This is a genomic window from Methyloligella sp. GL2 (genome assembly GCF_013341275.1).
Lineage (GTDB): Bacteria > Pseudomonadota > Alphaproteobacteria > Rhizobiales > Methyloligellaceae > Methyloligella.
The window spans coordinates 2262653-2280630 of sequence record NZ_CP054476.1 but is presented as its reverse complement, the minus strand read 5'-3'; the positions used below and the strand labels follow the sequence as shown (position 1 = coordinate 2280630).

General features: G+C 65.1%; 14 protein-coding genes. 7 read left to right on the top strand and 7 right to left on the bottom strand.

Annotated elements, in window-relative coordinates; translation table 11 throughout:
• Nucleotides 1-62: 62 nt before the first annotated feature.
• A complete protein-coding gene (locus tag HT051_RS10750; protein WP_174542028.1) occupies nucleotides 63-3947 on the bottom strand; it encodes a hypothetical protein in 3885 nt (1294 codons plus the stop codon).
• A 426-nt stretch (nucleotides 3948-4373) separates the two neighbouring features.
• On the opposite strand from HT051_RS10750, the gene HT051_RS10745 reads away from it, so the two are divergent.
• From HT051_RS10745 to HT051_RS10735, 3 genes are all read left to right on the top strand, one after another.
• Nucleotides 4374-4766: an Hpt domain-containing protein gene (locus tag HT051_RS10745; RefSeq protein WP_174542027.1), complete on the top strand. Its 393-nt coding sequence runs from the start codon at nucleotides 4374-4376 to the stop codon at nucleotides 4764-4766.
• Nucleotides 4767-4936: 170 nt separating this feature from the next.
• Complete coding sequence (locus HT051_RS10740) at nucleotides 4937-5257, top strand: 2Fe-2S iron-sulfur cluster-binding protein (protein WP_174542026.1); 321 nt, start codon at nucleotides 4937-4939, stop codon at nucleotides 5255-5257.
• A 9-nt stretch (nucleotides 5258-5266) separates the two neighbouring features.
• Nucleotides 5267-6298, top strand: a complete 1032-nt coding sequence (locus tag HT051_RS10735) for an NAD(P)/FAD-dependent oxidoreductase (protein WP_174542025.1) — start codon at nucleotides 5267-5269, stop codon at nucleotides 6296-6298.
• Here the strand turns inward: HT051_RS10735 and HT051_RS10730 are convergent, their stop codons facing one another.
• Nucleotides 6299-7516, bottom strand: a complete 1218-nt coding sequence (locus tag HT051_RS10730) for a hypothetical protein (protein ID WP_174542024.1) — start codon at nucleotides 7514-7516, stop codon at nucleotides 6299-6301. It abuts the gene before it with no gap.
• Between the two features lie 243 nt (nucleotides 7517-7759).
• Between HT051_RS10730 and HT051_RS10725 the strand changes: the two genes are divergently transcribed.
• Both HT051_RS10725 and HT051_RS10720 read left to right on the top strand, forming a co-directional pair.
• Entirely contained in the window at nucleotides 7760-8266 is a 507-nt protein-coding gene (locus tag HT051_RS10725; RefSeq protein WP_174542023.1) for an RNA polymerase sigma factor, read from the top strand.
• A complete protein-coding gene (locus tag HT051_RS10720) occupies nucleotides 8263-9618 on the top strand; it encodes a hypothetical protein (RefSeq protein WP_174542022.1) in 1356 nt (451 codons plus the stop codon). The genes HT051_RS10725 and HT051_RS10720 overlap by 4 nt, the downstream gene beginning before the upstream one ends.
• Nucleotides 9619-9621: 3 nt before the next feature.
• Here HT051_RS10720 and HT051_RS10715 read toward each other — a convergent pair whose 3' ends face one another.
• Nucleotides 9622-9990: a hypothetical protein gene (locus HT051_RS10715; RefSeq protein WP_174542021.1), complete on the bottom strand. Its 369-nt coding sequence runs from the start codon at nucleotides 9988-9990 to the stop codon at nucleotides 9622-9624.
• 1196 nt (nucleotides 9991-11186) lie between these two features.
• Here HT051_RS10715 and HT051_RS10710 point away from each other — a divergent pair.
• Nucleotides 11187-12038, top strand: a complete 852-nt coding sequence (locus tag HT051_RS10710) for a hypothetical protein (RefSeq protein ID WP_174542020.1) — start codon at nucleotides 11187-11189, stop codon at nucleotides 12036-12038.
• 18 nt (nucleotides 12039-12056) lie between these two features.
• Here HT051_RS10710 and HT051_RS10705 read toward each other — a convergent pair whose 3' ends face one another.
• Together HT051_RS10705 and HT051_RS10700 are read right to left on the bottom strand one after the other, a co-directional pair.
• On the bottom strand, nucleotides 12057-13037 hold the full coding sequence (locus HT051_RS10705; protein ID WP_174542019.1) for a YcjF family protein: 981 nt from the start codon (nucleotides 13035-13037) through the stop codon (nucleotides 12057-12059).
• Nucleotides 13034-14548 carry a YcjX family protein gene (locus HT051_RS10700; protein ID WP_174542018.1) on the bottom strand — a complete coding sequence of 505 codons (1515 nt, stop codon included), beginning with the start codon at nucleotides 14546-14548 and terminating at the stop codon, nucleotides 13034-13036. Before HT051_RS10700 ends, HT051_RS10705 begins: the two co-directional genes overlap by 4 nt.
• A gap of 222 nt (nucleotides 14549-14770) precedes the next feature.
• Between HT051_RS10700 and dksA the strand changes: the two genes are divergently transcribed.
• Nucleotides 14771-15193, top strand: a complete 423-nt coding sequence (gene dksA, locus HT051_RS10695; protein WP_174542017.1) for an RNA polymerase-binding protein DksA — start codon at nucleotides 14771-14773, stop codon at nucleotides 15191-15193.
• 263 nt (nucleotides 15194-15456) lie between these two features.
• Here the strand turns inward: dksA and HT051_RS10690 are convergent, their stop codons facing one another.
• Entirely contained in the window at nucleotides 15457-16899 is a 1443-nt protein-coding gene (locus tag HT051_RS10690) for an MFS transporter (RefSeq protein WP_174542016.1), read from the bottom strand.
• On the bottom strand, nucleotides 16896-17798 hold the full coding sequence (locus HT051_RS10685) for a M15 family metallopeptidase (protein WP_246810062.1): 903 nt from the start codon (nucleotides 17796-17798) through the stop codon (nucleotides 16896-16898). The genes HT051_RS10690 and HT051_RS10685 overlap by 4 nt, the downstream gene beginning before the upstream one ends.
• Between the last annotated feature and the right edge of the window lie 180 nt (nucleotides 17799-17978).

The window sequence follows — 17978 nt, the reverse complement described above, 5'->3', positions numbered from 1 at the left end:
GGCCCGCGGGTAGAAGTCTACGCGCGGGCCGTGTCTCTTGGCAGTCTTTAGATCGCGGCAGGCTAGCGAAGCCGTCCGCTGGCATGGGCCAGTAGCAGATAGACGCGGCCGGTTTCCGAGACCAAATAATCGTCCAGCATCCGCCCTTCCGGATCGGCCTGCTCGGCCTCGCCCAGAAGGCGCTCGAAATCCGACATGTAACGGTCCACCGTGCCGCGGAACTCCTGATCGCGAGTATAGCGCCGGCTCACCTCGTCATAGGTGCGCTGCCCCTCGCGGGTATAGAGCTGGCGGGCCATCACGCCGGTCTCGCCGCCGCGATAGCGGGCCCACACATCCGCCGCGGTGCGCGGATCGACGGCGCGGGCCAGCTCGTCGAGACGAAGCCCGCCGCTGCCGCTCGGCGCGTTTGCCGCCTGCTGCTGCGGGGCAGGGGCCGGCTGACCGGCACGCGGCGCGTTGCGCGGCTGGGTGCCGCCGGAGGTCGCCCCGCTCAGCTGCTCGGCAAGATTGCCGGCGACTTCGCCCAGATCGTCGTCGTTATCCGCCCCGCCGGCCGGGCGCCCGTAAGCGTCGAATTGCGGCAATGCGGAATAATCCAAATCCGGGCTCGGCTCGGGCGCGCTGCGCGACGGCGCGGACGGCGCTTCGAAGCGCGGCTCCGGTTCCGGCGCAGGCGCGGAAGGGGCCGGCGAAGAGGCCAGGGACGGGGCCGGCTCAGGAGTGGACGGCGCCGGCTTGAAGTTCTGCTCCAGCCCCTGGCTCGCCGCGCTGGTGAGCACCGGGGTGATCGCTTCGATCTCGGAGATCTGCTCGGCCAGAGCCTTGCGGATCGCCGCGGTGGCCTGGGCGGTGTGCTCGGGCAGGGCGTCCATGCGCGTCTGCATCTCGGTGCGCAGCTGATCCAGATCCGTCGCGGTCTGTTGTGCCGCCTCGCGCATGCCGCGCGAGGTGGTGTCGAACTGGCCGCGCATCTGATCGAGCTGCTGGCCGATCTGGCCGATCACCCGCGCAAAGCTGGTCTTCAGATCGTCCACCGCCCGCGCGGTATGGGCCTGGGCCTCGGCGCGCATCTTTTCGATCTGCGCCACCGCCTGCTGCGCCTGGGTGGAGGTATCCCGCGCCAGAAGCTGGCTGGCCTGCTTGGCCCGCGACTCGGCCTCCGTCATCGCCGTGTTGATCACGGTGACGTAGTTCTGCATCTGGCTGTCCAGATCGCGCGCCTTGCCGGTGACCGCATGCAGCAGACCGATGATCGCCTGATGCCGGCTCTCCAGGATGGAATCCATCTTGGTGTTGGAGGTCTCCAGCGCCTTGGCCGCGGTCAGGATGCCCTGGCCCTGATTCTCGAAGCGCTGAGTCAGGGCGTGGATCTGCTCCAGAAGACCGGAGGAGACCTGCCGCAGCGTTTCGGTCTGCTTGGTCAGGACCTCCACCGCCTGGCCGGACTGGTTGCCGACCACATCGGCGGTCTGGCGCAGCACGTTGGAATTCTCCGCCAGCACCTTATGCAGCTGCGCGGTCTGGCGGCCGAAGGTCTCCTCCACCGCCTGGGCATGGCGGGCGAGCAGCTTGTCGGCCTCCTCGCCGCGATGGCGGAAGGTGGTGTCGATGGCGTTCAGCCGGTCCTGCAGCGACTTGATCACGCCTTCGCCGCGCTCGGCCAAGCTCTTGTCCAGCGCCTCGGCATTGTAGTTGATGGCGCGGGTGAAGGCGCTGGTGCGCTCGGCGATGGTTTTGTCCAGCGCCTCGGTCGTGTGGTTGATGGCATTGGCGAAGGCGCCGGTCCGCTCGGCCATGGCCTTGTCGAGCACATGCGTCTTCTCGTCGATCGCATTGGCAAAGGCGCCGGTCCGCTCCGCCATCGCCTTGTCCAGGACCTGCGTTTTCTCGTCGAGCACATTGGCAAACGCGCCGGTGCGCTCGGCCATCGCCTTGTCCAGCGCTTGCGTCGTCTGATCGAGCGCGCCTGCGAATGCGCCGGTCCGCTCCGCCATGGTGTGGTCCAGAGCCTCGGTGCCCTTGTTGATGGTGCTGGCGAAGGCGCTCGTGCGCTCGGCGATGGTCTGATCCAGCGCATCGGCGCTGCGGTTGATGACATTGGCGAAGGCGCCGGTGCGCTCCGCCATCGCTTTGTCGATGGCGACCCCGCCCTGATTGATCGCCGTGGTGAAGGCGTCGGTGCGCTTCTTCAACGCGCCCTCCAGCCCCGTCACGCTCGTATCGGCAGCCACCGCGAACACCTCGGTGCCGTCTTCCAGCGTCTTCACCAGGGTCTGGGCGCCGCGGTCGATCTGGGCGCTCAACGCATCGGTGCGCGATTCCAGCGTCTGGTCGATCATCGAGGTGCCGTGGGTCACCAGACCCTCGAGCGCCTGGATGCGCTCCGCCAGCCGGCTGGTGAAGCCCTCGCTATGGGCCCGCATCACCTGATCGAATGCGTTGGTGTGATCGCTCAAAGAGTTGGCGAAGGCGACGGAGCTGGTCTGCATAGTCTCGTGGAACGCCTGGGTCCGCGAGCCGACGGCATTCTCCAGCGCCGCCAGATTGGACACCGCATCCTCCACCAGCTTGTTCAGCCCGGCTTGCTCCTTGCCGAGCTGCTGCATCAGCCGGGGCACGTTGGTCGCGATGGTCTCCTGCGCGCGGTAGACCTCCGAGGCCGCTTCGTTGGAGCGGGCGACCAGAAGCTCGGTCAGCTTCAGCCCGCGATCGGCCAGGCTCCGGTCGATCTCGTTGGTGGCCGCTGTGATGTCCTTGGAGACGCGCGCGCCGACGCCTTCCAGCGCCGCGCTGACCCGTTCGCTGTTATTGGCAAGCGCCTCGCGCTCGCTGGCAAGCTCGCTGATCAGACCGCGCACCCGGGTCTCGTTGTCGTTATAGGAGCGCTCCAGCGCGGCGACTTCGTTGTGCACCAGCGCTTCCAGCTCGCTCGCCCGGCCGATGGCCCGGGAGATGCCGTCATTCATCGCCGCGACCTGGCGGCGGATCACCTGGCCGAGCGAAGCGACCGACTGCTCGGCGAGCTTGTCGGGTTCGGCCAGCCGCACCGCGACTTCCGTCATCGCCGAGGCCATCAGGCGCAGCTCCTGGGCGCGCCAGATCAGCAGCGCCAGGAACCAGAAAATGGCGATCGGCACGATAATGGCCATCGCCGAGGTCAGCGTGGTGGGGCTGGACAGCATGCCGCCGGGATTGGTGTCGGAGGACATCAGCCCGTAGGCGAACAGCCCGCCGATCACGAACCACACCAGCGAGGCCACCAGCGCGATCAGGAACGGCGTGCGCGAAGGCTTCTGCTGCAGGGCGAAGATCAGCCCGCCGATCGAAGGAAGATCGTCATTGGCCGGTGTCGCCAGGCGCCGCGGCGCCGGGCCGGCAGGACGGCGCCGGAACGCGCTCGGATCGTCGCTCTCCGGTTCCGGCGCGGGCTCGGCCTTTGCCATCGCCTCGGTTTGCGGTGCAGCCGTCTCGAAGGCCTTGGCATCGAAGGTTCTCGGCGTTGCCGACATCTCCAAGCGGCGCGGCGAAGAGGCGCTCTCGAAGCTGCGCGGTGCAGATGCAGGCTCGCTGCGTGCCGGGGAGGGGGGATCGAACGTCACCGTGCGCGCGGCCGGCTTCTCGACCTCCGCAGGCTCGGGCGTTTTCGCGATAGAGTCGGTCTTGGAAGATGAGGACGACGACATCCCGAATTTCGGCTCGCTGCCGAAATCCGGCTCGGGCGTAGTTTCGGATTTGCCGTCGGACGATTTGCGGGCTTGCAGACGCTCGCTTAGCGAGCCGCGCTTACGCGGAGCGTCCGGACTATAAGCGCTTTCGGCCGCTGCGGCCTTGCGCCGTTCGATAAAGCTGAGCCGGGACGTCTTTTCGCCGGTTTCGACCGCTTCGGCCTCGTTTTCGGCGGTGTCGAGCTTGCGACTCCCAGACTGGGCTCGTTCCTGCGCCATAACGCATTCCTCGTACTTCTAACACTCACGAGAGAACTTAGCGCCGCCCAACTCAAAACGACCCGCTACAAAGCGGCGTCTCTCGGAAGACCCCTCATAGGGCTGTTTAGGCCAGCCCAATCTTCCGATCTCATTCCCCGCTTGTTCATGGTTAGCGAAAATTTAATGGCAAGGGAAGGTGAATCGGTGAATATCCCTAACGCGGACAAGAACCGCTATTTTGCGCCAAGATTTCAGGAAATCCGTGCTGAACTCTGATGGCCAGATCGCAACGTTGCGAGACAAGCTCTATCCCGCACAGCGGGATAGCCGCGCAGCTTCAGAGCTGCGCCCAAATTTGGCGCCCAACCTACCTAAAAACCGTCTCAATTTGCCGACAGGAAGGCAGCCCTGTCACGGCACGACAGCAAGCGGAGCCCAAACAAAATGCAGTTAAACGCATCGGCGACCCCGGATCGGGCAAAGTTATCCACAGGCCGGAACACAAGCCGGCCGATCGATCTGGTGCATCTGTCCCGCTATACCTTGGGAGACCGATCCCTGGAGCAGGAGGCATTGGAGCTGTTCTGTAGCCAGTCGATGGTGTATCTGGACCGCCTGGCCAACGCCGATAGCGACAAGGCCTGGGCCGATGCGGCCCATTCTCTAAAGGGTTCCGCCCGCGCGGTCGGGGCATGGCGTGTGGCCGAAGCTGCGGCTGCGGCGGAGGCCCTGAGCGGCGAGGCGCTGATGCAGGACCGCAAAGACACGCTGGATCGGTTGCAACGCTTGCTAGAAGAGACCAAGTCCTACGTTAAGTCTCTACTAGCGGAGCGCTAAACGGTCGCTCCTGCAATTCGCCCGAAGGGGCTGGAGTCTGTGGGCCAATTGCCCTATAGAGCAACGCTTACACGGCAGCTTTAGGCTACCTAAGCGTCTTTACTTGCGGGCGTACGGAACAGCTGAGCCCGCCTCCCACTGAACGATGAAACCGGTACTCAGCCAACGCCATGGCTAAGATAACATTTATTGAGCATAACGGCACCGAACACACCGTCGAAGCCGAGCCCGGAATGACGGTGATGGAGACCGCCGTCCGGAATTCGATTCCCGGTATTGCCGCCGAATGCGGCGGCGCCTGCGCTTGCGCAACCTGCCATGTCTACGTGCAGGAGCCGTGGCGCGAGGTGGTCGGAACGCCTGAGCCCATGGAAGAGGACATGCTCGATTTCGCTTTCGACGTACGCGACGAAAGCCGGCTGAGTTGCCAGATCCAGGTCACGGAAGAGATGGACGGACTTGTAGTCCGTGTTCCCGAAAAACAATTCTAGTAGGAAGCAATGTCGGAAGAACCCATCAAGACCGATGTCGTTATTGTTGGCGCAGGGCCGTGCGGTCTGTTCGCCGTGTTCGAACTTGGCCTGGTCGATATCAAATGCCACGTTGTCGATATCCTGCCGCGTGCCGGCGGGCAGTGCACCGAGCTTTATCCGGAAAAACCGATCTATGACATTCCGGCCCTGCCGTCGGTGACCGGACAGGATTTGACCGACCGACTCATGGAGCAGATCGAGCCCTTCGGTGCCGAATTCCATTTCAACCACCGCGTCGACAAGCTGGAGCGCCTGGACGATGGCGGCTTCCGCCTGACCACCGATGGCGACGTCGTGCTCGAATGCAAGGCCGTGGTGATCGCCGCCGGCGGCGGCTCCTTCACCCCGAAGCGTCCGCCGCTTCCGGGCATCGAGGGCTATGAGGGCACCTCCGTCTTCTACTCGGTGAAGAAGATCGAGGATTTCCGCGACAAGGACGTGCTGATCGTCGGCGGCGGCGATTCCGCCCTCGACTGGTGCTTGAACCTGCAGCCGGTCGCCAAGTCGCTGACCCTGATTCACCGCCGTGACCAGTTCCGCGCCGCGCCGGATTCGGTCAACAAGATGTTCCAGCTCGTGGAGAGCGGCGACATCAAGTTCGAGCTCGGCCAAGTCACCGAGCTGCATGGCGATGACGGCCAGCTCACCTCGGTCACCGTGAAAGGGCCGGACGGCAATACTTTCGAGCAGACGACCGAAGTCATGCTGCCCTTCTTCGGGCTGACCATGAAGCTTGGACCCGTCGCCGATTGGGGCCTCAATCTTGAGGAGAACCTGATCCCGGTGGACACCGAGATGTTTCAGACCAGCGAGGAGGGGATTTTCGCCATCGGCGATATCAACACCTATCCCGGCAAGCTGAAGCTGATCCTCTCCGGCTTCCACGAGGCGGCGCTGATGGCCCAGAAGGTGCACCAGATCGTGCATCCGGACCAGAAGCTGGTGTTCCAGTACACCACCTCCTCGTCCAACCTGCAGAAGAAGCTCGGCGTCAAATAGCTACGCCGGATCGGTCTTGTAGACCTCGATCCGGTAGGGGCTGAACAAGAAGCTGGCAAGCTGCGCCCGGAACGGCATCCGGGCGCGGCGGAACAGCTTGGTCTGCCGCACCAGATCGCCGTATTTGCAATCGACCAGCACCAGATAGAGCGGGCGCGGATCCTCCCGGTAGGAGGCCGCGATCCCGTTCAGCACCTGCGCGAAGGCAACCCGCGAGAACGGGTCGAAGAAGTAATGCACGCCGGGCCCGCGCGGCGTCGCCACATGGGTTGCATCCTCCAGCACGCATTCGATCCGCCGGCAGCGCATCGGCGAGCGCGGGAATTGCGCGATATTCATCCGCGCATCCTCATGCAGCTCCTCGGTGCATTCGATACCGCCGATCGAGCGGAACGGATAAAGCGAGGCCATCAGCAAGACGCGCCCCTTGCCGGCGCCGTAATCGATGAAGGCGAAGCGCTGCAGATCGTCCGTGATTGCCGACATCGCCCAGTCGAAAACCAGATGCGGGGTCGGTCGGTAGTTATGCGCCTCTTGCCGCCCGGTGCCGCGGATGGTCAGCGCATCGAGCGAGACCGCCGCCGCCGTGGGGCGGAACATCAGTTTCTCGATCGGCCGGTCGGCGGTGATCCGATGGCCGAAGACGACGATGGCTTGGATATCCCGGGCGATCTGTTTCGGCGAAAGCTGCCGGGCGAGGGCCAGGGCAGCCGTTTTTAGCCTTGGCAACAGCATCGTCCGTGAGGCTTCCGCCGCGCGGCCCGCGCCCTTGCGGCTGACCTTCAGCCCGCCTTCGCCGAGCCGTAAGGCCTGCTTGCCCGCCATGCCGGAGACGCTTTTCAGCTGCTGCGTGACAGCCGAATTGGCGGCGGCCTGTTCCAGCTCGGCGACTCGCGCCAGGGTCTCCCGGGTCCGCTGCACAACGCCGGCCGTGGCAAGCCGGGCCGCCACTGCGTCGGAGCTGAGCGTGGTGAAGAGCGGCGCCTCGTCGCCGTCGGCGGTCTCGGACTCTGTCCCGGGCTTCGTGTCGGTGTCGGATTTTTCGTCCGTCTTTGCGGCCTCGGCTTCAATCGGCTCGGGCGTTTTTTTGGCAGACGTTTTGCTGTGCGCCTTGCCGGAAGCGCGCGCTTCCTTCTTCGTCGCCTTCTTGGCCTCGGTCTCGTCCGGTGTTTCCGCCATCTCGTCTTCGACCTGGCATTGCTTCTGGGTTTGCATCATCGTCGTCTTCGGTGAAGGAGATGGACCTGGTGCAGAGGCCCGTTTTCCACGCCCCGCCCGCCAATTCTACCGAATTTCCCTAACAGTCTGTACCGTCTCATGAAGTTGGACGGAATCAGGCTATGCTAACGTTTGATTCGCGTCGTCGGGGCCACGGCGGGCCCCGCGAGAGTTAAGCGGGGGATTTGATCGGTGCTGCAAGAGTCAGTTGACGATTCCGTTCGGGATGGTCTCGTCGCTATTTTGCCCCGACTGAAGCGGTTTGCCGAAGTCCTGCTCGGCGAGCGGGAAGGGGGCACGGCGCTGCTTGGGCGGGCGCTCTCCAAGATCCTGGAAGAAGACCGCCGCTATTCCGGTGATGTCGCCTTCGACTGCTGGGCCTTCGGCGAGATCTACCGGCATTGGCTGGACGAGCTGCGCGGCCATGCCGATCCGATGCGCCGCCCGCGCGGGCTTCGGGCTTTCGAGGAGCTGATCAGCGAAGACCAGGACGTCACGCCCGACGATCTGACCGTCACCTTCCTGGCCGAGCTGGCCCCGCAGCAGCGCTGCACCTTGCTGCTCGTCTATGGCGAGGATTTCAGCCACGAGGAGGCCGCTCAGGTGCTCGACTGCCCGGCCGAAACCATCGAGGCGCGGCTGATCCGCGCCAGCGCGACCTTGGCCGATGCGCTGTCCGACGACGAGAAACTTCCGCCGATGGAGGCCGAGGTCGAATCCTTTCCGCAAACCAGCGAGGCTGCGCAATGAGCGAGCTGAGTGACGAGCTACTGGTCGCCTATGTCGACGGCCAGCTTGCCAAGAACCAGGCCCGCGCCGTGGAGAAGGTGCTCAAGGACGACGAGGTCGTCGCCCGCCGCGCGCAAGCTCTGCAGGAAGCCCATGAGCGGCTGGAATTCGCTTTCGACTCCATTCTCGCCGGCGAGCTGAAAGAGCTGGTCCCGGTTTCTCTGGCGCCGCCGGCGGAAGAGCCGCCGCTGCAAACGGAAGTCGAGGAACGCTGGAGCGAGCCGGAACAGGCGTCCTCAGGTTTCCCGAAATCGGCGCTTGCGGGCGTCGGCCTGGCTTGCGGGCTGGTTGGCGGCGCGCTCGGCTATTTCGCCATGCCCGCGCCGGAAGCGCCACCCGCGCCGCCGCCGCAAATCGTCGAGGTGCCGTTGCCGCCTCCGCCGCCGCCGACACCCACCTGGCAGGAGGACACCGCGCGCGCCCATGCGCTGGTCAGCCGCGAGAGCCTCGAGGTCAGCCTGGAGAGCCAGGGCAATCCCTATCTGCTGGCTTTCCAGCTCACCAAGGAGATCGGCCAATCGGTGCGCGGCCCGGATCTTCGCCCCGAAGGCTATCGCTTCGTCCGCGCCCAGGTGCTGCGCTACGGCGACAAGCCCATGGCGCAGATGCTCTATCTGCCCAAGACCGGCGAACCGCTCGCCCTCTATGCCATGCCCGGCGGTGAGGACAGCGATCCGAAATTCCTGCAAGAGGGCGCGGTCGGCGCCGTGAGCTGGACCCAGGAAGACGTGTCCTATCTGCTGGCTGCGGAAGTGCCGGAAGATGTGCTGATGCGTATGGCGGAGAAGATCCGCAACGCGCCGCGGCCCGAGCTCGAGACGTCTGCGCCGGATGCGGCAGCGGCGGCGGCGGAAGAGGGCACGCAAGCGGCCGCGACGCAATCGGCAAGCCCCGCTTCCGATGCGGCAGCCCAAGAGAGTCCGGCAGAAGAGAGCCCGGCAGAAGACAGCGTGGCAGAAGACAGCGTGGCAGAAGAGACTGCGCCCGAAGCGGCATCGCCCGAGACGCCGGCGGCGCAGCCCGGCGACGATGCGGCCGATGAGAGCCCGGCGGTCGAGGAACCGGCGGGCGAGCCGGCGCCCGACGCTACGGATGAGCAGCCCGCGGCGCCTGAGGCATCGAGCGAGGAGCTTCAGCCGGCAGCGTCCGACACCGGCGCTGAGACAAGCGCCGAACCGGCAGCCGATGAGTCCGGAGCGGATGCGGGCGCAGACGAGACCACTCCGCCCATGCCCGAACGCACGCCGGATAGCGAAGCGGCCGACGATGCTACCGACGAAGCGCCGGCCGCCGAGACCGTGCCGGCCGAATAGCGCTTAATCCGCCGGGCTCGCCCGGTGGGTGAAATTGCCGGAAAGATACTGCTTCAGATCCTTGCGGATCGCCGTGGTGCGGTCCTTGGTGCAGTAGTGGCTGTTGGATTTGATCGAATCCGTCACCGACTGGACCGTATAGTCGTAGGCCTTCTCGATCTTGCGCATCTGGGCTTCCGAATTGCCCGCCCGCTGCTCGGCGCTGAGATAGCTCGTCCTGAGCTGGTTCGGATCGAACACGAAGCCGCAATAGCGCGCCCGCGCCGAGGTCCAGGCGACCTGCACCGGCCGCGACAGCGGATCCTTCGCATCGGCCTTCCAGGCCGCATCTTCGGTCTTCACGCCGCCTTCCGGACTGCTCCCGCCTTTCATGGCGCTGCAGCCGGTGAACGCCGCAAGACATAATCCCGCGGCACCTATCGCCAAGCTTCGCCGAATTGTCCGCAAAGCCAATCCTCCCGTTTACGCAAACCCCGGGGCCGATCTTGGCCGGCCTCACCGTAGCCGATTAGCGGATTTCGCAAGGCCGGAGCAAGAGCGCCGATCGCCCGCCGGTATCGAGGCCGGCAGGAAGGTCAACATGTAAACCGACATGTAGGCCGACATGGAAGCCGACATTCGGGCCGACATGTCGAATGACATGACACTTAGAATGACTTGGCGCTGACGCATAAGCCTGCTATCGGCAGCACCCAAGTGAGGGGAAAGGAAGCCGTAACCGGACCCTGAAACCAGGAAAGGCGGAGCTGGCCAGCTCCGCCTTCCTTTGCGATGTCGATCCTCTCGCCCGTTCGGAACGATTGGCTCGGCGCCGCGAGACCTTCCGGTCTCGTGCCACACCGGTGCTGCGCGGTTGCCCGCACATCGCCAGTGTGACCTGGCTTCAGCCACTTATTTAACGTCGCGCTGCAACGACGCGGAACCGGTATTGGCCCTACCGGAACCCGGCCGGCGGTGAGGCGTCCGATGCGAAAGACCCTACCGGCGAAGCCAAAACGGCAGTTCGGCAAAGCCGATAGGCCGTTGGCCCTTCACACCCTCTGGCAACCCCGCCTTCAGCCGTCCAAGGCAATGGACGACCTAGGCTTGCCGTGCCCTATGAACTTTCCAGAAGCTTCGAGCGTCCTCGGATCCTTCCGCCGAGCCTCCCGGATTTCTCCGCTCGCCTTTTTGGAGCTTTCCGCTGGCGCCCGAGACAACCGGGCCGCTCACAAATTTGATGATACATGGTGCGAATTTTAGTGCACGCATGCCGCGCATGTTATCCCCGATATCCACCGGCTGGCTGCATTTTTGGCGGAACGCCAAGGCCTGCAAGGGCACCGGAAGTCCCGGTGATCTTGCAGCGATTTCAGGCGGATAAAAGCGAAACTCCCGTTTTTCACGACTTCTCTTTCGCACCCATCGCCCCCATATTCGGGGCCGAGTGGGGCGCCTCGGACGGGGTGTAGAAGAGAGACGGCCGTGACCATTTGCCTATCGAGTTGGCCATTATCCTGCCGTGTAAAGCCTGTGCTATACCACCGTGCCGTGCGTGGGGCCGCAGCGGTGCTAAGGGCATATGAGGCATGAAGGCCATTCTGTTCGAAAGCCGCACCGGCCGCATCGTTGCGGGCGGGGTTCTGGCGCTCCTCCTGTTCCAGGCCATCCTCGTGGCGGTCGCAGGCGTGGCGGGTGTGCCGGGAGTCTATCTGGTCGAGCTCCGCGGCAAGCCCCGCGACGGGCAAGAGGCGATCTCTGCGCCGCTCCGCCATAGCGATATCGCGCCCAGCACCGCCACGCGGATTTCTCCGCCGCCTGGCGCGGCGCCCGGAGACGATGCCTCCGCCGCCAACCCGCCCGAGATGCCGCCCGAACCCGGCGAGTCGAGCGGTGAGGGCGAAGTCACCACCGAAGTGCTGCCCTGGGATGCCATAGAGCCCGACGATGACTTGATGGCGCCGCCGCCGAAGCCCGAGGCGGCAGGCACGAACAAGCCCACAAACGGCCCGGTCGGATGGCAAGGCCCAGACGGAGCCGGCAGCGATGCGACTTTGGCGCCGGGCGAGGATGAAATGGCCAAGGATGACGCAAGCAAGGGTGACGCAAGCAATGCGCCGCCCCTCGACGGTCCGATCCAGCTCAACATCAACGACGCGGTGAACGAGCTCAACGCCGAGCCGGAGAAGGACGAAGAAGACAAGAAGAACGAGGAGAAGGGCGCCGAGCAGAGCAGCAAGGCAGCGCCGTCAGAGGCAGGCGCAAGCTCCGAGGCTTTGCCCTGGGACGCCATCGATCCCGACTCTGCGCTTCTTGAGCCGGTGCCCGGAGCACCGCTGAAGAAGAAGGTCGAGCCCAAGGTCTCAAACAAGTCGGAAGCCGCCAGCCAGCCGCCGCCGATGGACCCGCCTCAGGCCATTCCCCTCACGACCACGGAGTAAGCGTGCGCGCCGCAAAGCTCAGCTGAGCCCGGCGACCTCGGCAACCAGCTCGCGGAAGCGCGGCCGCTTCGCCTCGATATAGGGCAGGGGGCGGCAGACATCGATCGCCGCGATGCCGATACGGGTGGTCAGCGCGCCATTGAACACGCCTTCGCCGAGCCGCGCCGAAAGCCGTGCCGTCAGCCCGTGTCCGATCACCTGCTGGATCACGTCGTCGCCGAGCGCGATGCCGCCGGTGAGCACGATATGGCTGATCACCATGCGGGCGAGACGCATCAGGGAGAGGGTGCCGGGCCGCGCACCGTAAAGCGTCGCCAGCTTGCGCAGCATGCGGAGGTTCTCCGCCGCCACGAACATCATATCCACCAGCGCCGCAGGGCTCACCGCCGTTACCACCGAGACCCGCTTGGCCGCATCGGCGACGATGGCGCGGGCCGGCGCATCCAGCGGCGCGACCAGCGTGCGCTCATCCAGCAGCATCAACTCCGAGGCATTCATGATGTCGTTCTCGTGCTCGGACAGGCGCTGTAGCCCCCAGGCCATGTCCTGGCGCCGGTGATAGAGCTGCTTCAGCCGGTGGGTCACGTCGACGGCCAGCTTCTTGTCGTCCTGACGCATGGCGCTGTCCGCCTCGTGGCGCAGGAGCCCAAGACGGCGCAGCCGCAACAGACCGGCCACCTCGCGCAGCACGATCATCAGCAGCGCAAACAGCACGATCCCGAGCAGCCCGATGGCGGCCCAGCCGATCCAGTCGTCGCGGGCCAGCAGATCCTTGATCAGCGCATCGAACCAGATCGCCGCGGCGATGCCGACAAGCCCCGTGGCGGCGGCCAGAAACAGGCTGCCCCAGGCGATGCCTTTGCGCAGCTCGGGCAGGCCCGGCACTTTGGCGGGCGGCTCTGACAGCGCCTGGCCCGGCGGCGGCGCGGAAGGTGGCGGGGTGACGATCTCCACCTCCTCGACCCGGAAGGAGGCGGGCTTGCGGCGGTTGTTGCTCATCCCAAATGATCTCCGATCAGAGCCTGCAGCGCCCGGTCCAGGCGGATATTCGGAAACGGCGCGAAGCCGCCCTGCGGCAGCTTCACCGGATCGGGCGGGCGGAAGCGGACGAAGCGCATCGCGTCGGGCTGGATCTGTCCGCCGCGCAGCGCTTCCTCCGGATCCTCGGGAAGGTCGCCGGGAAAAATGGCGAATTCATCACTGCCGCCGAATTTGCGCCGGCCGATCTGTTCGCCGGCCAGCGGGCTGCCGATGATGCAAGGGAGAACTTCGCCATTGCGCTTGGCCTCGCCCTCGCGCGTGGCGCGGATCGCCGCCATGGCCAGCGCCTTTACCTCCGCCCCGCCGAATTGCGCCTGATCGATCGCCTTCTCGGTCAGTAGCTTCAAGATCGCCTCCAGCCGGTCATGGCTGGAATGGTGCAGATGGTCCGCCTTGGTGGCGGCGAACACGATGCGGTCGATGCGCGGCCGAAACAGGCTCGACCACAGCGAATTGGCGCCGGTGCGGAAGCAGCCGAGAATATCGGTCATCGCCCGCTCCAGATCGGCCACCGCCTCCTGGCCGCCATTCAGCGCCGCCAGCACGTCGACAAGCACGATCTGCCGGTCCAGCCGCGCAAAGTGATCGCGGAAGAACGGGCGCACCACATGGGTCTTATAGGCCTCGTAGCGCCGCGCCATCATCGCCCACAGCGAATTGCGCGGAAACCGCGTCTCGCCCTTGGCATCCAGCGGAGCGAAGGTCAGCGCCGGCGAGCCTTCCAGATCGCCCGGCATCAGGAAGCGCCCCGGCGGCAGCGTCGACAGCGCATATTGATCGGAGCGCGCCGCGCGCAAGTAATCCTTGAACAGATCGGAGAGGGTGACGGCCAGCGCCTCGTCGGCGGGTGCTGCCGGATCCACCGCGCTCAAGGCTTGGTGCCAGTCCTTGGCGATGCCCGTGCGGCCCGCAAGCCGGCTCTGCTCCAGGGAATCCGCCGACCATTCGGCGAAGTCGCGGCTGAGCAGCGGCAGGTCGAGCAGCCATTCGCCGGGATAATCGACGATATCGACATGCAACCGGTCATAGCCGAATTGCCGCTTCCAGAATTTCTGCGGTTCGTATTCCAGCGCCAGGCGCAGCTGGCTGATCCGCCGCGTGCTCTCCGGCCAGTGTGGCGGCTCGGAGGTCAGCGCCGCCAGATGCGATTCGAAATCGAAGCGCGGCACCGTATCGTCCGGCTGTGGCTCCAAAAAAGCCCGCGTCACCCGACCCTCGGCCACCGCGTCGAAGAAGGGAAGCCGCCCGCCGGATAAAAGATTGTGGATGAGGGCAGTGATGAAAACCGTCTTGCCGGCGCGCGCCAGCCCGGTGACGCCGAGCCGCAAGGTCGGGTGCGTCAGGTCGGAGGCGAAATGGCCGACATTGCGGAACGCATCGGCGGTATCTTGCGCGATATGGGAGATCGCCACGGAAAATGAACCTTCGTTTGCCGTCTTCGTCGCTTGCGCCTGCCTGGCCTCTGGCATGCGCAACGCTAGCTCTAGCACGAGTTTCGCAGCGCGACCGATTTCCCACACTTAACAAAACTCCGCACTGTCAACCCAACCTCTCCGCTTGACTTGGCACACCGCTTCCGTAAATAGGGGCGGCCAGCGGGGGGAACGTGACCTATGAACGGTCAGTGCTGGCAGGTGGGGCAAAGTTAGTCGCCCCAAGCAGGTGAACTCGTTGTGAAAAATGAGGCTGTCATGCGGCCCAAGAATGCGATCCCCAAGGACTATCGTCCCACCGACGACGAGCCCTTCATGAATGAAAGGCAGCTTGCCTATTTTCGGCAGAAGCTGCTGGACTGGCGGGAAGAGATTCTCCGCTCCACCAAACAGACGCTCGAACATCTGCAAAACGAATCCGAGCAGCATGCCGATATCGCCGACCGGGCGAGCTCGGAGAGCGAGCGTGCCTTCGAGCTTCGCGCCCGCGATCGGCAGCGCAAGTTGATCGCCAAGATCGACGCGGCGCTGTCCAGGCTCGACGAAGGCACCTACGGCTATTGCGAGGAGACCGGCGAGCCGATCAGCCTGAAACGGCTGGATGCAAGGCCGATCGCCACGTTGAGCGTCGAGGCGCAAGAGCGTCACGAGAAACGCGAACGCGTTTATCGGGACGAGTAAAGACCGGCGTCACGAGAAACGCGAACGCGTCTTCCGGGACGAGTAAAGACCGGCGTCACGAGAAACGCGAACGCGTCTTCCGGGACGAATAAAGACCGGCGTCACGAGAAACGCGAACGCTAAAGACCGGCGTCACGAGAAACGCGAACGCGTCTTCCGGGACGAATAAAGACCGGCGTCACGAGAAACGCGAACGCGTTTACCGGGACGGGTAAGACGCCGAAGCCGCCGCCCAGTGGGAGGGTGTGCGTTTGCCCGCCGGCTCAGTCGGCGGATGAAAGCGGCTTTGCAACCTCTTCCAGGGAACGCCGTTCTGCGGCGACGCCCCAGCGCAAGATCACGGCCACCGCGCCGAGCATCAGCGCCGCGCCGAACAGATACCCCCAGAACACACTGACCCGCGATCCAGTGTCGATCAGAACGCCGAATAGCGCCGGCGCGAACACCCCGCCAATGCCGGTGCCGATGGCATAGAAGAAGGCGATGGCCAGCGCCCGGATCTCCAGCGGAAAAGTCTCGCTCACTGTGAGATAGGCCGAGCTCGCCGCGGCCGAGGCGAAGAAGAAGATCACCGACCAGCACAGCGTCTGCGTCGTTGCCGAGAGCAGCCCGGCAGCAAAGCCCGCGCCGGTTAGCGCCAAGAGAATGCCCGAGATGCCATAGGTGAGGGCGATCATCGGACGCCGCCCGACGGTATCGAACAGCCGCCCGAGCAGCAGGGGTCCGAGAAAATTCCCCGCCGCGAAGGGCAGGATGTACCAGCCCACCCGATCGGCTGCGATATCGTAGAAATCGGTGAGGATCAGCGCATAGGTGAAGAAGATCGCGTTGTAGAAGAAGGCTTGCGCCGTCATCAGGCTGAGGCCCACCAGCGTGCGCCGGCGATGGCCGACGAACAGGCTGTGCCAGACCTCGCGCAGAGGCGTATGGCTGCGCGGCCGGATTTTTACCGGCGGATGCCCATCTCCTGCGGCGCCGGGCGGCACCTGTTTGGTCTGACGTTCGATCTCGGCGATCACCGTGGCGGCCTCCTCGGGGCGCCCATGGGTCATCAGCCAGCGCGGCGATTCCGGAATCCATTGCCGCAGCACCAGGATGATCAGCCCCAGCAGCGCGCCGATGAAGAAGCAGGCGCGCCAGCCCATATCGGCAGGCAGCAGCGCCGGGTCGAGCAGGATCAGCGAGCCGGCTGCCCCCACGGCCGCGCCGATCCAGAAGCTTCCATTGATCACCAGATCGGTCCAGCCGCGGAACCGCCCCGGCACCAGCTCCTGGATCGCCGAGTTGATGGCGGTGTATTCGCCGCCGATCCCGGCCCCGGTGAGGAAGCGGAACAGGATGAAGCTCGGCGCGTCCCAGGCAAAAGCGGTGGCGCCGGTGGCGATCAGATAGACGCCGAGGGTGATGGAGAACAGGCGTTTGCGCCCCAGCCGGTCGGTCAGCCAGCCGAAGGCAAGCGCCCCCAGAACCGCCCCGGCGAGATAGGCGCTATTGGCGATGCCGACTCCGGCATTGTCGAGATCGAGCGCCGGGCTCTGTTTCAGCGCGCCGGCCACCGCCCCGGCCAGCGTCACCTCCAGCCCGTCCAGCACCCAGGTGATGCCGAGTGCCAGCACCACCTTGGAATGAAACAAGCCCCAGGCCAGACGCTCCAGCCGCGCCGGGATATCGCTTTCGATGATGGGGCCGTGCCTATGCTCGGTCACGGCGTGCCGGCGGTCTGGCGCGGGCGGACGGGAAAGTCGAAATAGGTGCCGGGGTAGGGTTCCGGCTTGAAGCTGTAATGCCAGATCTCCTTCGGATAATTGCGGAAGCCATGGCGGGCCATGACATCTAGCAGCAGCTTGCGGTTCCGACGCTGCTCCGGCGTCAGACCGGGCGTATCGCTATTGGCTTTCGGGTCGAAGCAGTCGAAGGAGACGCCCATATCGAGGCTGTTGTCGCGCGGCGCCGCATCGGTACAGGCGGCCGTCTCCGGCGGAGCGTTTCCCATCGGCGTTGAGCCGGCCGGCACCAGGGTGACGTCGACTGTGGCGCCGCGGGAATGGCCCGAGCGCGTGGCGATATACGCCGGAAACAGCGCGGTTTTCTGCAAGTCCGGGTAATGGACGCGCTTTATGCGCAGGTCGTCCGGCTCCTTGGCCCAGGCGACGAAAGCCGCGACCGCTCGGGTGGGGCGGTAACAGTCATAGACCTTGAGCGAGAGGCCTTTGGCGGCGAGCTCGGCCTGCGCCGCCTTCAGCGCCTCGGCGGCTGGCCGCACCAGAATGCATTCGCCGGCCTCATAGCCCGGCACCGGCCGGCCGGTGAAATTGTCCGGCCCCGCATAGCGCATATCCTGCTGGATGGTTGGATCCACGTCGCGGAGATAAACGAAGCCTTTGGGCATGGCGGCTTCGTCTGCGCTGGCCGCACAGGCCAAAGCTACGAGCGCGGCGAAGACGACTCCGAGCCGAATGATGCGGCGTGCGAACATGATGCGCCAAATGTTCAGGAAGGCCGGCTTGCGGTCAACGCTGGAGGGAAGTCCGCGTTCGCCAGACACACTCAAGGCGTCATGCCCGGCCTTGTGCCGGGCATCCACGAACACAGCGCGCGCGATCATGCCTAGAAAGTCGTGGATCACCGGGACAAGCCCGGTGATGACGAGTGGGGGAGAGAGTGGCCGCAAGGCACGGCGTCATACCGGCGAAAGCCGGTATCCAGCGGGAAGCTTGGCATATGGAGCTGGATTCCGGCTGACGCCGGAATGACAGGCCCGGGCGCTCAGCCGATTCCGCATAAA

Bases quoted from the DNA above. Each gene is read 5' to 3' on its own strand.
- HT051_RS10715 (WP_174542021.1), bottom strand. From the start codon at position 9,990: ATGAAAGGCGGGAGCAGTCCGGAAGGCGGCGTGAAGACCGAAGATGCG.
- HT051_RS10685 (WP_246810062.1), bottom strand. From the start codon at position 17,798: ATGATCGCGCGCGCTGTGTTCGTGGATGCCCGGCACAAGGCCGGGCAT.
- HT051_RS10750 (WP_174542028.1), bottom strand. From the start codon at position 3,947: ATGGCGCAGGAACGAGCCCAGTCTGGGAGTCGCAAGCTCGACACCGCC.
- HT051_RS10730 (WP_174542024.1), bottom strand. From the start codon at position 7,516: ATGATGCAAACCCAGAAGCAATGCCAGGTCGAAGACGAGATGGCGGAA.
- dksA (WP_174542017.1), top strand. From the start codon at position 14,771: ATGCGGCCCAAGAATGCGATCCCCAAGGACTATCGTCCCACCGACGAC.
- HT051_RS10710 (WP_174542020.1), top strand. From the start codon at position 11,187: ATGAAGGCCATTCTGTTCGAAAGCCGCACCGGCCGCATCGTTGCGGGC.
- HT051_RS10740 (WP_174542026.1), top strand. From the start codon at position 4,937: ATGGCTAAGATAACATTTATTGAGCATAACGGCACCGAACACACCGTC.
- HT051_RS10745 (WP_174542027.1), top strand. From the start codon at position 4,374: ATGCAGTTAAACGCATCGGCGACCCCGGATCGGGCAAAGTTATCCACA.
- HT051_RS10700 (WP_174542018.1), bottom strand. From the start codon at position 14,548: ATGCCAGAGGCCAGGCAGGCGCAAGCGACGAAGACGGCAAACGAAGGT.
- HT051_RS10705 (WP_174542019.1), bottom strand. From the start codon at position 13,037: ATGAGCAACAACCGCCGCAAGCCCGCCTCCTTCCGGGTCGAGGAGGTG.
- HT051_RS10720 (WP_174542022.1), top strand. From the start codon at position 8,263: ATGAGCGAGCTGAGTGACGAGCTACTGGTCGCCTATGTCGACGGCCAG.
- HT051_RS10735 (WP_174542025.1), top strand. From the start codon at position 5,267: ATGTCGGAAGAACCCATCAAGACCGATGTCGTTATTGTTGGCGCAGGG.